Source organism: Archangium minus, assembly GCF_044360475.1.
GTDB classification, from domain to species: domain Bacteria; phylum Myxococcota; class Myxococcia; order Myxococcales; family Myxococcaceae; genus Archangium; species Archangium minus.
This window is the reverse complement of the sequence record NZ_CP043494.1, coordinates 743,184-757,269: the sequence shown is the minus strand read 5'-3', so window position 1 is coordinate 757,269 and position 14,086 is coordinate 743,184. Positions and strand designations below refer to the sequence as shown.

Below are 14,086 nucleotides of genomic sequence, written 5' to 3'. Positions count from 1 at the left end.
AACCCGGGGCCCTCCGCGAGCAATCGCGGGGGGCCCTTGGTTTTTGTATACGGTGCGCCCCATGTCCCTCCTCCGACAGACCGTCCTCCTCTTTCCCCTCGTGCTGTCCCTCGCGTGCGCCTCGCCAGCTCCGGCAGTGCGCGCCCCCGCTCCCGAGGCCGGGCCTCCCGACCTGGTCCTGGTGGAGAGCAGCCCCGTGGAGACGTCGCTGGACCATGCGGACATCCCAGACGCCAAGGATGTGTGGCCGGAGATGATCAACGGCGCCACGCGGACGGTGGACGTCGCGCAGTTCTACCTGAGCAACGAGCCGGGCAGCCGGCTGGAGCCCGTGGTGCAGGCGCTCGAGGCGGCGGCGGACCGCGGCGTGAAGGTGCGCGTGCTCGCCGAGGAGAAGTTCTACAAGACGTATCCGGAGACGCTGGAGCGGCTGGCGAAGCGGCCGGGCATCGAGATGCGCCGGATGGACACGGCGAAGTCCATGGGCGGCGTGCTCCACGCGAAGTACTTCGTGGTGGACGGGCGCGAGGCCTTCCTGGGCAGCCAGAACTTCGACTGGCGCTCGCTGGAGCACATCCAGGAGCTCGGGCTGCGCATTCGCGTGCCCGAAGTGGTGCGCTCGCTGGTGGATGTCTTCGAGCTGGACTGGGCGCTGGCGGCGGGTGGAGAGAAGCCCCAGGTCGCGACGACGGTGGGCGGTCCCTTCCCGGCGCGTGTCGAGGGGGGTGCTGTGCGCGTGAGGCCCGCGCTGAGCCCACAGGGCTGGCTGCCCGACCCGGCCACGTGGGACCTGCCCCAGATGGTCAAGCTCATCGACGGCGCGAAGCGCTCGGTGCGCGTGCAGGTGCTCACGTACAGGGCGAAGAGCCGTGACGGGAGCACCTTCCCCGAGCTGGAGGAGGCGCTGAAGCGGGCCGCGGCGCGCGGCGTGACGGTGGAACTGCTGGTGGCCGACTGGGGCAAGCGCAAAGGCACCATCGAGGGCCTTCAGGCGTTGCAGGCGCCCCCGGGGCTGACGGTGAAGATGGTCACCATTCCGCAGTGGTCGGGCGGGTTCGTCCCGTTCGCGCGCGTGGTGCACGCGAAGTACCTGGTGGTGGATGGCGCGCAGGCGTGGGTCGGCACGAGCAACTGGGAGCGCGACTACTTCACGCACAGCCGCAACGTGGGCGTCATCGTGGAGGGCGAGGCGTTCGCGCGTCAGCTCGAGCGCTTCTTCGCGGACACCTGGTCGAGCCCCTACGCCACCGAGGTGGATCCGAAGGCCACCTACACCGCCCCGAACATCAGCGGCACTCCGTAATGTCCCCTCTCCCTTCGGGAGAGGGCTAGGGTGAGGGTATCGGGTGCAACCGGGTTGAACTCCCTGTCCACACCGGGGGCCATGGGTTGAAGAACAGACTCGGGTACCCTCACCCCCCGCCCTCTCCCGAAGGGAGAGGGAGCCGCGACGCGGCGACTGGCAGGGTGCGCAGGCGCTCCAGCTCCTCGCGGGACAGGGGATCCTCCCCGCGCAGGAAGCGCTCCAGGTGGCCCAGGGAGTCGACGCCGAAGAAGAGCTCCCCGTCGACCACCACCGTCGGCACACCAAAGCCGTCCAGAGAGAGCAGTTCCTGCGTGTTGCGGCGAATCTGGTCCTTCACCGCGGGCGTCTGCGAGGCCGCGAGCAACGCCTGTGCATCGAGCCCCACCGAGGCGACGACAGCCCCCACCCGCTCCGGCTCCAGCAGGCCGCCGCCTCCGGCCCACACCGCCGCGTAGAGCGCGGAGACGAGCCGCTGCCGGGCCTCCCCGTCCTCCACCGCCGCCGTCACCCGGAGCGCGAGCAGCGGGTTGAAGGGGTGCGCCGCGGGCATGACGAAGGGCACTCCTAAATCGTGGGCGAGCCGCCGGGTGTGCTTGTAGATGTAGAAGCGCTTCTGCCGCACCTCCGCGGGCCCCGTCGTGCCGAGCGCGTTGAGCACGCCCGCGAAGAGGACCGGCACAAGCTCCAGCGGGCGGCCATGACGCTCGGCCAACCCCGGGAGCTGCGTCCACGCGAGATACGAGTACGGCGAGACGTAGTCGAAGAAAAAGCGGAGCGGAGCGCGGTTCATGGCGCCCCACTCTACGCCTATCCCTCCCGGGACTCAGAAGCGGAAGCCGGCCGACACGCCCCCACCCTTCGGCGTCACCATCGGCATCACCATGAACAGGGGTCCGCCCTTCTTCGCCGAGGCCCCACCCTTCGCGGCCCGGTGCTTCACCACCCACTGTCCAATGGCGTACCCCATGGCGCCTCCCCAGATGACGTCGGAGAGGAAGTGGTAGTCATCCATGACGATGGTGGCCGCGAAGAGCAGTCCAAAGGCGTGCAGCGCCAGCGTCAACGGCAGGTTGTCCAGGTAGGCCGTCGCCACGCCCATCATCGCGTAGAGACTGGCCGTGTGCCCCGAGGGCGTTCCGGCCGGGAAGAGGTTGAAGGACTCGGAGGGCCCGAAGATGCGGCCGAGCCCCTGGCCATTCCTCGGCCCCTCGCGGCCCAGCAGCAGCTTGAAGGTGAGATGAAAGGCCTGCGTCACCGCGAAGGCCTCGACCGTCAGCGACACCAGCTGCACGGCGCGAATGTCATTGTTCGCCAGGCCCCAGACGAGCAGGCCCACCATCGGAGCCCAGAGCGCCCCGTTGACGAGCACGTCACCCACCGGCGTCCAAACCCTGAAGTGGTCCGGCCCGAGCGCCCGCTGGATGGAGCGCTGGATGCGCGCATCGAATGGGTGGTTCAGCGGGAACATCAGCGCGCCCGTCGCGAGCGTCACCAGGGAGAAGGCGCCCCAATCATGCGGCTCCCAGAGCGCCATTCCCGCCGGAATGGCCACGATGTCGGAGAGCACCCGCAGGGGGAGCATCATGTTCCCATAACGGAACTCGTCGCCCAGGAAGAGTCCAGGCCGCAGCCTGCTGCTCGGTGACTCCGGAAGGGTGGGAAGCTGGACGCCCCCAGGGCCACCACCGCCCTCATCGTCAGGCGCCTGCGTCGTCGAGGCCTCCTGAGGGTCCTCCGTCGCGGTTTGTGCGTGCGCCAGGGGTGCCGACACCAGGAGCAGGGCCACGAAATACCCGGCGAGCCGGGACAGCCTTCGTCGTCGTGAAGCACTCACGCGGATACCTCTCGTGCCACACCGGGCGATTGATTCAACGCCCGTTGATATCCAGGGGCGCAGCTTGATACGAGCGGCATGGCGCGAAGTCAACAGCCGTTGAAAAAGGTGGAGGGAGAGCGGAGCGATGATGTCACGTAGCAACGGGGGAGCCCGGGGGGCCCCGAAAGCCCAGCGAGGGCGTAAAGGCCGTCCCGCCGGTTCCCCACCCAACCGCGAAGCCATCCTGGCCGCGGCACGCACCCACTTCACCGAGCGCGGGTACGACAGCGCCACGATCCGAGGCATCGCCGCCCAGGCCGGCGTCGATCCCGCCCTCGTCCTCCACTACTTCGGCTCGAAGGATCGGCTCTTCGCCGCGGCGATGGAGCTGTCCATCGTCTCCGCCGAGGAGATTCCTGAGCTGCTCGGTGATGATGTCGACGGCCTCGGGGAGCGCATCCTGCGCCTCGTGCTCCGCTCCTGGGAGAAGTCTTCCGACCCGGCCAATCCGATGGTGGCGCTGCTGCGCTCGGCCGCGGGACACGAGGCCGCCGTCCGGATGATGCGCGAGTTCATCACCCGCGAGGTGTTCAGCCGGCTCGCCGCCCGGTTCAAGCTCCCCCAGCCGGAGCTGCGCGCGGCGCTCATCGGCACCCAGCTCATCGGTCTGGCGATGGCCCGCTTCGTCCTGCGGCTCGAGCCCATCGCCAACGCCGACACCGAGCTGCTCGTCGGCTGCTACGCCCCCGCCCTGCAGAACTACGTCACCGGCGTCCTGCCCGGCGATCCCCCGCGGCGCACCGTCAGGAGAACAGCTCGAGCAGGTCGTCGCGGGTGATGGCTGTCGCGGCCGCCGCTTCGCTCAGGGCCGCTTCGAAGAGCGCGCGCTTCTTCTCCTGGAGTCCCAGGATGCGCTCCTCCACCGTCCCCTGCGACACCAGCCGGTACACCATCACCGGGCGCTCCTGACCGATGCGGTGCGCGCGGTCCGCCGCCTGCGCCTCCACCGCCGGGTTCCACCACGGGTCCATCAGGAACACGTGGTCCGCCGCGGTGAGGTTCAGACCCGTTCCGCCGGCCTTGAGCGACATCAGCAGCACCGGTGGGCCCTCCGGCGTCTGGAACCGCGCGGTGATTTCACCGCGATTGGGCGTCGACCCGTCCAGGCGCTCGAAGGTGATTCCCGACGACTTCAGGTGCGGCTCGATGAGGTCGAGCAGCGACGTCCACTGCGAGAACACCAGCGCCTTGTGCCCATCCGACACCGCGGTGCCAAGCGCCTCGACGAGCGTCTGCACCTTCGACGACGAGCTCGCGTGCTGGCCCGGAACGAGCGCCGAGTGACAGGCCGCCTGGCGCAGCCGGAGCAGCGCCTCCAGCGCCTTCAGGACGCTGCCGCCTTCGTTCAGCAGGGCCACCACCTCGGCACGCGTCGCCGCCATCACCGCGTCGTAGACGGAGCGCTCGCGCTCATCCAACGACACGTGCATGACGGACTCGGTGCGCGGCGGCAGCTCGGGCGCGACGTCCCGCTTGAGGCGCCGCAGGACGAAGGGCCGGATGCGCCGGCGCAGGCGATCCGCCGCCTCGGCGTTGCCCTCGCTGATGGGCCGGGCCACCTTCTCCTCGAACTGCCTCCGCCCTCCGAGCAGGCCCGGGTTGGAGAAGTGCATCAGGCTCCAGAGCTCCTCCAGCCGGTTCTCCAGCGGCGTACCGCTCAATGCCAGACGGAAGTTCGCCTTGAGCCCGAACGCCGAGCGCGCCACCTGGCTCTCTGGATTCTTGATGGCCTGGGCCTCGTCCAGCACGACGGCTTCCCAAGTGCGCGCCGAGAGCACAGCCGCGTCCAGCCGGAGCAGGGCGTACGTCGTGAGCGTCACATCCGCGGACTCATCCAGGGCGCGACCCGGCCCGTGGTACACGCACACCTTGAGCGACGGACGGAAGCGCTTGAGCTCCGCGGCCCAGTTCGGAAGCACACTGGTAGGGCAGACGACGAGCGAGCGCGGACCCAGCACGCACAGCGTCTGGAGCGTCTTTCCGAGGCCCATGTCGTCGGCGAGGATGCCGCCGAGCCCCGCGCTCCGCAGGAAGCTCAGCCAGCTCACACCCTGCTGCTGATAGTGGCGCAGCGTCGCGGAGAGGTCCTCCGGCAACGTCGGGGCCGTGAGCTTCTCGAAGCCCTCGACGAGCGGCGCCAGCCGGTCGAGTCCCGGAGGCGGCGGCTGCTCGAGCGTCTCACACAGCGCGCCCAGCTCCGGCAGCGCGTGATTGGAGATGCGGCCATCCGCCTGACGCGCGGCCAGGAGGTCCGCGACGCGCTGTCCGTTCTTGTCCAACCAGGCACGCGGGAGCGGCGCCCAGCCGCCTCCCTCCAGCGGCACCAACCCCAACCCCTCCGTCCACGCCCGGATGACCGCCGCCGCGTCCACCGTCCGCGTCGTCGTGCCCTTGTCCCCTTCCACCTGGAACTCGAGCGTGAAGCGCACCTCGGGAACGCCCGGCCCGGTGCCGATGGACTCCACCTGGAGCAGGGGCCGGAGCCGAACGTCCGGGCTCACCAGGCTCGCCGCGTCTCCGGAGAGGTCTCCCCGCCAGCGCCGCAGCTTGTCCGCCCAGCGCACCATCTCCTGCCCCTGCACGGTCAGACGCCGGCCGGGTACCAGGTTCAGCTCGTCGCGAAGCTGATGGATGAGGCGCTGCTCGGCCGCCTCGTCACGCAGGGGGACGGAGCCGCGCAGGTACACCATCCGCCCGTTGTCGATCCGCACCGACGGCGGCGCGCCATAGACGAGCGTGGGCAGGACGGACAGCCCCGACTCCAACTGGTTGAGCTCCAGCAGGATGCGCGGCTTCAGCTCGCGATCGAGCGTCGGCAGACGCCGGCTGCGGACCTCCACCGGCATGCGGCGGCCCAGCTCCGGCAGCACCTTCGAGGAGATCTCCCCCAGCTGCTCCGCCGAGTACGTGCGGACGATCGGCAGGTTCTGGAGCCAGGCGCCCGTCATCGAGGTCTCGCCCAGCCGCGCCACCGAGTCCCCGCACAGCGCAACCCCCGGGCTCACGACCTCGACGACACGGGGATCCTTCGTCACCGTCACGACGAGCTGCCCGCCCTTGTCCTCGATGAGGGCCCTCGGAGGGACGACCTCATCCGCGACGGCGACGGGCCGCCCATCGAGCAGCACGTTGCGCGCCTGCTGGAGCACCTGGAGCAGCGCGTCCAGCTTCTCGGGGGAAATCGCCCCCCGCGTGCGGCGCTCCAGGAGGCGATCCGCGAGGAGGTCCGACTGCTCAACCTGAAGCGTCGAGGCCAGCGCCGGCTTCGCGAGCAGACCGGAGAGGCTCCCCTCGATGGGCTCCTCCTTCCCGTCGGCGTGCACGAGCACCCGGTGCAGCTCCAACCCTCCATCCACCCGCGAGAACCGATACACCACGCGGGACCACTTGTTGGCGGCGGCCTCCAGCGGGGTGTCCTGCTTCTCCGCCTGCTGGACGGTGATGGCCGCGGCCACCACGTGCTCGCATGGGTCCATCCTGCCGTCGCAGTCACACTCCCAAACCTCATCGTTTGGATAGAGGGTGACCGTGAGGGCTACCGAGCGCCCGGGCGCCCGCACCCTCAGCTCCAGCTCGGTCGGGGTCCGCGACTGGAGCGCCACAGCGCCCGCACGAGAGAGATTCACCCCGGTGGACCAGATGCCAGGGCGGGCTTCCTTCCGAACAGCTTCGAGCAGTTGAGCAGTCGAGGACATGGGAGAGGTCATTCAACGCGGGAGGTGAAAGGCGAATTCGAGCGCTCCTCCGGCTACATCCGCTCGGGCTCGATGATGCCGGCGAACGGCTCCCAGCTGTCTTCCATGGTGGCGTAGTCGTCGGTGAGCTCGTCACCCGGCGCGATGTCGCGCAGCGCCAGCGTGAACTGCCGCGTCGGGTCGTTGCCACAGCTCGGCGTGGGCGAGTGGTTCATGAACCGGGCGTGATCGCCGCACAGCACGAGCGTCCCTCGCTCGCAGTAGGCGTAGCGTGACAGGAACTCCTTCATCTTCGGTGTCATCCTGGCCACGTCGTCCGGCGTGAAACGCTGATCAATCGGCGCATCGAAGGCCCAGATGACCGCTCCCTTCGGAATGGCCTCGCCCGCGAACAGACCAATGCCGTGGATGCTCGAATTCGAGATGTATGTCTTCACGCGAAGCATCAGGCCCCTCCCAGGGCATGCATAGCGCCCCCTCTATACACGCCTGGACGGCAGGTAGGGGACCGCGTTTGACCTCGGCCAGCGCTGCCGCTGGAACGCTCCACAGGGAACACTTCAGCAGGGCGAGGGGGTGCCACCATCCAACGCTTCGCGGGGCCCGTGAGAACCACTCGCACACCCCTGGCAAGGGTTCTTTCGCCAATGTGGTGGCTACTTTACATCTTTGAGCATCATGATACTTCTTCAGGGCTGTCCTCGGAGGGGACCCACTGCTCCGGGGATCGCTCACCAGAGGGGTCAGCTTCACTTGGAAAAGAGCCGGGGAATCGAAGCGGACGTGAGTCCGGGGGGCGAAGCCATGTGCGCTGCATCCGCCCCGGAGACGACCGTCGCGGAGTTGCGCCAGATGGTGGCGAAGCTGGTGGCCAGGGATCCTCACGCCCAGTGCCGTGTAGGGAGCGGACCGCTCGCCCCGCTGGCTGCCGAGCTCAACCATCTGTCCGCCCATCTGGCCACGAGCCACATGAACGCGGATGAGGCGTTTGGCATCCGGGCGCTGGTCGAGCTGTCGCCCAACATCATGTTCACGTGTGATCTCGAAGCGCGGCTGCGCTACGTCAACTTCACCGTGCCAGGCCAGGGCCTCTCGGAGGTGTTGGGCACCAGCCTCTACCAGTGGATCCACCCGGACACGGTCGAGGTGGCCCGCGGCGTCATCCAGAAGGTGATCTCCACGGGAGAGATCGGCGGCTACGAGGCCCGACCCTTGATCGACACCGGCGCCGAGTGGTTCGCGGCCCGGGTGGCCCCCATCAAGACGGGCCAGCAGGTCATCGGCTTCACGGTCATCCTCACCGACATCACCGAGCTCAAGCGAACCCAGCTCCGCCTGGAGCAGTCCAACCGCGAGCTGGAGAGCTTCGCGTACGTCGCCTCGCACGACCTGCAGGAGCCCCTGCGGAAGATCCAGACCTTCGGCGAGCGCCTGAAGACCACGGCCTCCGCCGCGCTGAGCCCCGAGGGTCGCGACTACATCGAGCGGATGCAGAACGCCGCGGGGCGCATGCGCCGGTTGATCGACGACCTGCTCAGCTTCTCCCGGGTGTCATCCAACGCCCAGCCCTTCGCCCAGCTGAACCTCACCGTCGTCGCGCGCGAGGTGCTCGGCGATCTGGAGACGCGCATCGAACAGACCGGCGCTCAAGTCTCGCTCGGGGAGCTGCCCACGCTCGAGGCCGATGCCCTGCAGATGCGCCAGCTGCTGCAGAACCTGGTGGGCAATGCCCTCAAGTTCCGCCGGGAGGGCGTGACGCCCGTCATCTCCCTCTCCTGCACGGTGGACGCGCAGACCCAGCGGTGCGAGCTGGTGGTGCAGGACAACGGCATCGGCTTTGAGCAGAAGTACGTCGACCGCATCTTCAACGTGTTCCAGCGCCTGCACGGGCGCGGCCAGTACGAGGGCACGGGGATCGGCCTCGCCATCTGCCGCAAGATTGTCGAGCGGCACAACGGAAGCATCGGAGCGCTGAGCACGCCTGGAGAGGGCACCCGCTTCAACGTCACGCTTCCCCTCAAGCAACCCACGCGCAGGTAGTAGGAGAAGTCATGGAGCCCAAGAAGCCCGTCACCATCTTGATGGCAGATGATGATCCGGATGACCGGGATTTCGCCCGAACGGCGATGCAGGAGAGCCGGCTCGTCAACGAGCTCCGATTCGTCGAGGACGGAGAGGAGCTGCTCGACTACCTGCACCGTCGTGGCCGCTTCGCCGACCCGAAGGACTCCCCTCGCCCCGGGTTGATCCTCCTGGACCTGAACATGCCCCGCAAGGACGGGCGCGAGGCGCTGAAGGAAATCAAGTCTGATCCTTCGCTCAAGCTCATCCCCATCGTGGTACTGACCACCTCGAAAGCCGAAGAGGACATCCTCCGAAGCTATAACCTGGGCGCCAACTGCTTCATCACCAAGCCGGTCACCTTCGACGGGCTCGTCGATGTCGTGAAGGTGCTCGACAAACACTGGTTCCAGATCGTCGAATTGCCGCCCCGCACATGAGGCTCGAGGCCGACACCCCACCCATTCAGGTACTCCTCGTCGAGGACGATGAGGATGATTTCGTACTGACCCGTGACTGCCTGCGCGCCCTCGGGCCCGGCCGGGTGAAGCTGGAGTGGGTGTCGACCTGTGAAGAGGCCCTGGCGGCGCTGGCCTCGGGCCGTCATGACGTGTGCCTGTTGGACTACCGGCTCGGCGCGATGACGGGACTCGAGCTGCTCCAACAGGCCCGGCAGCAGGGCTGGAGCGGCCCCTTCATCCTGCTGACCGGGCAGGAGGATGCCACCATCGATCACCAGGCGCAGCAGGCCGGGGCCGCCGACTTCCTCGAGAAGTCCCAGCTCACCCCCACGCTCCTGGGCCGCTCCATCCGCTACGCGCGCCAGCACGCCCGCACGCTGGAGGCCCTGCGCCGCTCCCAGGAGAGCTTCCGCGAGCTCATCGAGCACCTGCCCGACGGCATTGGCGTGCAGCAGGGGTCGCAGCTCGTCTACGCCAATCGCGCGCTCGCCACCCTGCTCGGCTGCGCGTCGGTGGACGAGCTCATCGGGCACTCGCTCTCGACTCTGGCGGAGGAGTTCCTCCAGGCGGAGGCGTGGACCCTGCTCCGCGACGACATCACCCAGGCGCTGAAACAGGGTACGCCCGTCGCCCCTCGGGAAATCCGCATGATGCGCAGGACGGGCGGCCATGTGCTCGTGGAGATCACCCAGGTGCCCCTGGTGTTCGATGGTCAGCCGTGCCTGCTCTGGAGCGTGCGCGACCTGACCGAGCGCAGGCAGATGCAGGCGCGCCTGCTGCACGCGGACCGCATGGCCTCGCTCGGCGTGCTCTCCGCGGGCGTGGCGCACGAGATCAACAACCCGCTCGCCTATACCATCTCCAACCTGGACTACCTGGAGACGAACGTGCTCTCGCGCCTGGAGCTGCCCGAGGGCGCGCGAGGCGAGGTGCGCGAGCTGCTCTCCGATGCCCGGCTCGGCGCGTCCCGGGTGAGCGACATCGTCAAGCAGTTGAAGCTCTTCTCGCGCGTGGACGAGGACTCGCAGCCCGAGCCCGTGGACGTGCACCGCGTGCTCGAGACGTCCATCTGCATGGCCATGAACGAGCTCAAGCACCGCGCGCGGCTGGTGCGCAACTACGACGAGCCCATCCTGGCCCGGGCCCACGAGGGCCGGCTCGGGCAGGTGTTCCTCAACCTGCTCGTCAACGCCGCCCACGCCATCCCCGAGGGGGACGTGGAGCGCAACGAAATCCAGGTCGTCACGCGCAACGAGGACTCGAGCGTCATCATCGAGGTGCGCGACACGGGCGTCGGCATCCCCGAGGACCTCCAGGAGCGCGTGTTCGAGCCGTTCTTCACCACCAAGCCCGTCGGCGTGGGCACGGGGCTCGGCCTGTCCATCTGCCACGGCATCGTGACCGGCTTCGGCGGGCAGATGAGCGTGGAGAGCCGCGTCGGGCACGGGAGCACCTTCCGGGTTGTGCTGAACGCGGCTGCCGCTGCGCGGCCCGCTGAGCCGGCGAAGGCGTCGGAGAAGAACGTGGCGTCGAGGCGCGGTCGCATCCTGGTCGTGGATGACGAGCCCATGATTGGTGTCGCCATTCGCCGCACGCTCCAGCGCGAGCACGAGGTCGTTACGCTGACGAGTGCACGCGAGGCTCACGCGCGTCTTCTGGCCGGCGAGCACTTCGACGTCGTGCTGTGTGACGTGATGATGCCGGAGATGAGCGGCGTGGAGTTGCATCAGGCACTCGCCAGTGGCGCTCCCGCCGTCGCCGAGCGGATGGTGTTTTTGACGGGCGGTGCCTTTACCCCCGTGGCCCGCGCGTTCCTGAATCAGGTGAAGAACCACCGCGTCGACAAGCCGTTCTCCTCTGACGAGCTGCGCGAGTTGGTACGGCGGTTGGTCGGGACCTGAGCGCGGGAACCTCTATACCCTCACCCCCCGCCCTCTCCCAGAGGGAGAGGGGGCATGCGGAACTCAATCGCTCTCGGTGTCCGTCACCTTCTCGCCCAGGCTCTGCAACCTTGAGTAGAGGCGCCGTCTGGTGATTCCCAACAGCTTCGCCGCCGCCGTCTTGTTGCCCCCCGCTCGCTCCAACGCCGCGTACAGCAACTCTCGCTCGAAGGCGTCCAGGTTGAAGCCCTCCCCCAGCACGTCCGCCGCCCGCACCGCCTTGCCTCCTCCTCTCGACAACGACGGGCCCCCCGCCCCCAGGTGCTCCGCCAGGATGTCCCCTTCCCCTGACAGGATGAGCGAGCGCTCCAGCGCGTTCTCCAGCTCGCGCACGTTGCCCGGCCACGTGTGCGACGTCAGCCGCGCCTCCGCCTCCTTCGACAGCTTCGACGCCGGCAGCCCCCGCCTCGACAGGAAGGCGTGCGCCAGCGGCACCAGGTCCTCCTTGCGCTCGCGCAGCGGTGGCACCTCGATGCTGAAGACGTTCAGCCGGTAGTAGAAGTCCTCCCGGAACCGCCCCTCCCTCACCGCCCCCACCAGGTCTCGATTCGTCGCCGCGATGACGCGCACGTCCACCTTGCGCGCCTGCGTGCTGCCGAGTGGCACAAACTCGCGCTCCTGCAGAAAGCGCAACAGCTTCACCTGCGTGGCCGGCGTCACCTCGCCAATCTCGTCCAGGAACAGCGTCCCCCCGTCCGCCGCCGCCAGGTGCCCCGCCTTGCGCTCCGTCGCCCCCGTGAAGGCGCCCTTCTCGTGGCCGAACAGCTCGCCCTCCAGCAGCGTCTCCGGCAGCGCCGCGCAGTGCACCTCCACCAGCGGCCCCGCCACGCGCTTGCTCGAATAGTGGATGAGCCTCGCCAGCTGGCTCTTCCCCGTCCCGCTCTCCCCCAGCAACACCACGCTCGCGTCGCTCGCCGCCACCTGCCTCGCCGACGCCAGCGCCTGCTTCATCCGCGGGCTCTCCGCCACCAGCGAGGGCGTGAGCTGCCGCATCAGCCGCTCGCTCTTCGTCTCCGCCGCGCGCTGCTCCGCCAGCCGACGAACCCGCAGCCGCACCTCGTCCATCGCGAAGGGCTTGGTGAGGTAGTCCGCCGCACCCGCCTTCATCGCCGCCACCGCGTTCTCCGCGCTGCCGTACGCCGTCATCATCACCACCGACGGCGGGGTGGGCAGCGCCTGCGCCGCCTTCAACACCTCCAGCCCATCCACCTCCGGCATCCGCAGGTCCGTCAGCACCACGTCGAAGCCGCGCCGCGCCAGCTCCACCAGCGCCGCGCGCCCCCCCGTCACCCGCGCCACCTCGTGCCCGTCCAGCTCCAGCGCCTCCGCCACCAGCTTCCCCAGCTTCACCTCGTCGTCCACCACCAGCACCTGCGCCATGCCTCACCTCGCTCGTCCGGTGACCTTTCCGCCGTGGCACCGATCACCGCCACGCGTGTACGCCGTGTGACGCGCACCCTCACTACGAGTAACGAAATCCCCTTCTCTGCGTCTGTTCCGGAATGTCAGGTATTTACAATAAAATAATTTTCCATCGATGACGGAACCATCCGTCGTCTTTCGAGGGGGAAGTCGCATGTTGAAGAAGACGGGTTTTGTCGTAGGTACGTTGATGGGAGCCCTCGCGCTGGCGGGGTGCGGCCAGGACGCTGGCCCCGCGGCCCAGCCGTCCGGGGAGGGGATGACGAGCGTGTCGGTGCGCGGCCTGTCCGCCAGCCAGATTGCCTCGCTGGTCATCACCTCGCAGCCGGCCAACGTCACCAAGACGCTCAGCTACGACCCGAGCACGGGCTTGTTCACCGGCAGGCTGGTGTTGCCCGCGGGCACCCACACCCTCACGGCCCAGGGCTACGGCACGGACCCCAGCCAGGGCGTGGTGGCGTCCGGCTCCGGAACGGTGACGGTGACGCCCAACACCACGACGACTGTCACCCTGCGCATCCATGACCAGACGCCCAAGCAGGGGCAACAGGACATCGCGCCCATCATCCGCTCGGTGTCGGCGACCAAGGCGGACCTGGTGGTCAATGAGGCCATCACCGTCACCGTGGACGCGGTGGACCTGGACGGTGACGCGCTGTCGTACACGTGGTCGAGCGACTGCGCGTCCAGCACCTTCGGCAGCCCGACCGCCGCCACCACCACCTGGTCGAGCGGCGCCGCGGCCTCGTGCACGCTCCAGGTGAATGTGAGCTCGCGCGCCCAGAACGTCCATGAGTCCGTCGCCGTGCTGGTCTACTCGGCCCCGGGCGGCGGCGGCGAGGGCGGCGCCCAGGTCAACGGCGAGTACGTGCCCCGTCCCCTCGTGACGAGCCTCTACCTGTCCGGTCCGGACATCGCGTACCAGTCCTTGTACCGCGATACCTACGGCTACGGCGGCGTGGCCAACTTCGCTCCCGTGAACGCGGGCCAGCAGTACGAGCTCAACATCAACGTGAACTTCGACACCACGTACGGCGTCTTCGAGACGGGGCTCGAGGCCAGCTGCGGCACCCTGGAGAAGCGCTACGACAGCTGCAGCTACGGCGGCTACTGCTACAGCTATTTCCTCTGGACGGCGCCGGCCTCGGGCTCCATCTGCAAGCTGACCGGCTACGCCATCAACGACGGCCTGCGCGACGACTTCTCCGCCGGCATCCGCGTGCGCTAGCCCTCCGCTCCCCACATTGAAAGGCGTCCTGCTCGGGACGCGACTGGAGGCCGGTCCCGCACCTCGTGGGGCCGGCCTCTTCGTCTTGGGGTGAGAG

The 14,086-nt window shown here is 68.5% G+C and carries 11 protein-coding genes; 6 read left to right on the top strand and 5 right to left on the bottom strand.

What is annotated here, in order from left to right; translation table 11 throughout:
- Window positions 1-61 precede the first annotated feature (61 nt).
- Window positions 62-1,303, top strand: a complete 1,242-nt coding sequence (locus F0U60_RS03190) for a phosphatidylserine/phosphatidylglycerophosphate/cardiolipin synthase family protein (protein WP_395813800.1) — start codon at window positions 62-64, stop codon at window positions 1,301-1,303.
- A gap of 109 nt (window positions 1,304-1,412) precedes the next feature.
- Here the strand turns inward: F0U60_RS03190 and F0U60_RS03185 are convergent, their stop codons facing one another.
- Window positions 1,413-2,096: a 2-hydroxychromene-2-carboxylate isomerase gene (locus tag F0U60_RS03185; RefSeq protein WP_395813798.1), complete on the bottom strand. Its 684-nt coding sequence runs from the start codon at window positions 2,094-2,096 to the stop codon at window positions 1,413-1,415.
- A 33-nt stretch (window positions 2,097-2,129) separates the two neighbouring features.
- The gene (locus tag F0U60_RS03180) at window positions 2,130-3,140 is read right to left on the bottom strand and encodes a phosphatase PAP2 family protein (RefSeq protein WP_395813796.1); all 1,011 of its coding nucleotides are present in this window, start codon (window positions 3,138-3,140) and stop codon (window positions 2,130-2,132) included.
- A 127-nt stretch (window positions 3,141-3,267) separates the two neighbouring features.
- Between F0U60_RS03180 and F0U60_RS03175 the strand changes: the two genes are divergently transcribed.
- Window positions 3,268-3,960 (top strand): TetR family transcriptional regulator, encoded by a 693-nt coding sequence (locus tag F0U60_RS03175; protein ID WP_395813794.1) that lies wholly within the window; start codon window positions 3,268-3,270, stop codon window positions 3,958-3,960.
- On the opposite strand, the gene F0U60_RS03170 is transcribed toward F0U60_RS03175, so the two are convergent.
- Both F0U60_RS03170 and F0U60_RS03165 read right to left on the bottom strand, forming a co-directional pair.
- The gene (locus tag F0U60_RS03170; protein ID WP_395813792.1) at window positions 3,926-6,877 is read right to left on the bottom strand and encodes an SNF2-related protein; all 2,952 of its coding nucleotides are present in this window, start codon (window positions 6,875-6,877) and stop codon (window positions 3,926-3,928) included. The genes F0U60_RS03175 and F0U60_RS03170 overlap by 35 nt on opposite strands.
- Window positions 6,878-6,930: 53 nt before the next feature.
- Window positions 6,931-7,323 (bottom strand): SET domain-containing protein, encoded by a 393-nt coding sequence (locus tag F0U60_RS03165; RefSeq protein ID WP_395813790.1) that lies wholly within the window; start codon window positions 7,321-7,323, stop codon window positions 6,931-6,933.
- Window positions 7,324-7,681: 358 nt separating this feature from the next.
- On the opposite strand from F0U60_RS03165, the gene F0U60_RS03160 reads away from it, so the two are divergent.
- The 3 genes from F0U60_RS03160 to F0U60_RS03150 are packed head-to-tail and all read left to right on the top strand — an operon-like array spanning window position 7,682 to window position 11,300.
- Entirely contained in the window at window positions 7,682-8,917 is a 1,236-nt protein-coding gene (locus F0U60_RS03160; RefSeq protein ID WP_395813788.1) for an ATP-binding protein, read from the top strand.
- Between the two features lie 11 nt (window positions 8,918-8,928).
- Complete coding sequence (locus tag F0U60_RS03155; RefSeq protein ID WP_395813786.1) at window positions 8,929-9,378, top strand: response regulator; 450 nt, start codon at window positions 8,929-8,931, stop codon at window positions 9,376-9,378.
- Window positions 9,375-11,300, top strand: a complete 1,926-nt coding sequence (locus F0U60_RS03150) for a response regulator (RefSeq protein WP_395813784.1) — start codon at window positions 9,375-9,377, stop codon at window positions 11,298-11,300. Before F0U60_RS03155 ends, F0U60_RS03150 begins: the two co-directional genes overlap by 4 nt.
- Window positions 11,301-11,363: 63 nt before the next feature.
- Here F0U60_RS03150 and F0U60_RS03145 read toward each other — a convergent pair whose 3' ends face one another.
- Window positions 11,364-12,719 (bottom strand): sigma-54-dependent transcriptional regulator, encoded by a 1,356-nt coding sequence (locus F0U60_RS03145; RefSeq protein WP_395813782.1) that lies wholly within the window; start codon window positions 12,717-12,719, stop codon window positions 11,364-11,366.
- Between the two features lie 196 nt (window positions 12,720-12,915).
- On the opposite strand from F0U60_RS03145, the gene F0U60_RS03140 reads away from it, so the two are divergent.
- Window positions 12,916-13,989: a hypothetical protein gene (locus tag F0U60_RS03140; protein WP_395813780.1), complete on the top strand. Its 1,074-nt coding sequence runs from the start codon at window positions 12,916-12,918 to the stop codon at window positions 13,987-13,989.
- The last annotated feature ends 97 nt before the right edge of the window (window positions 13,990-14,086 follow it).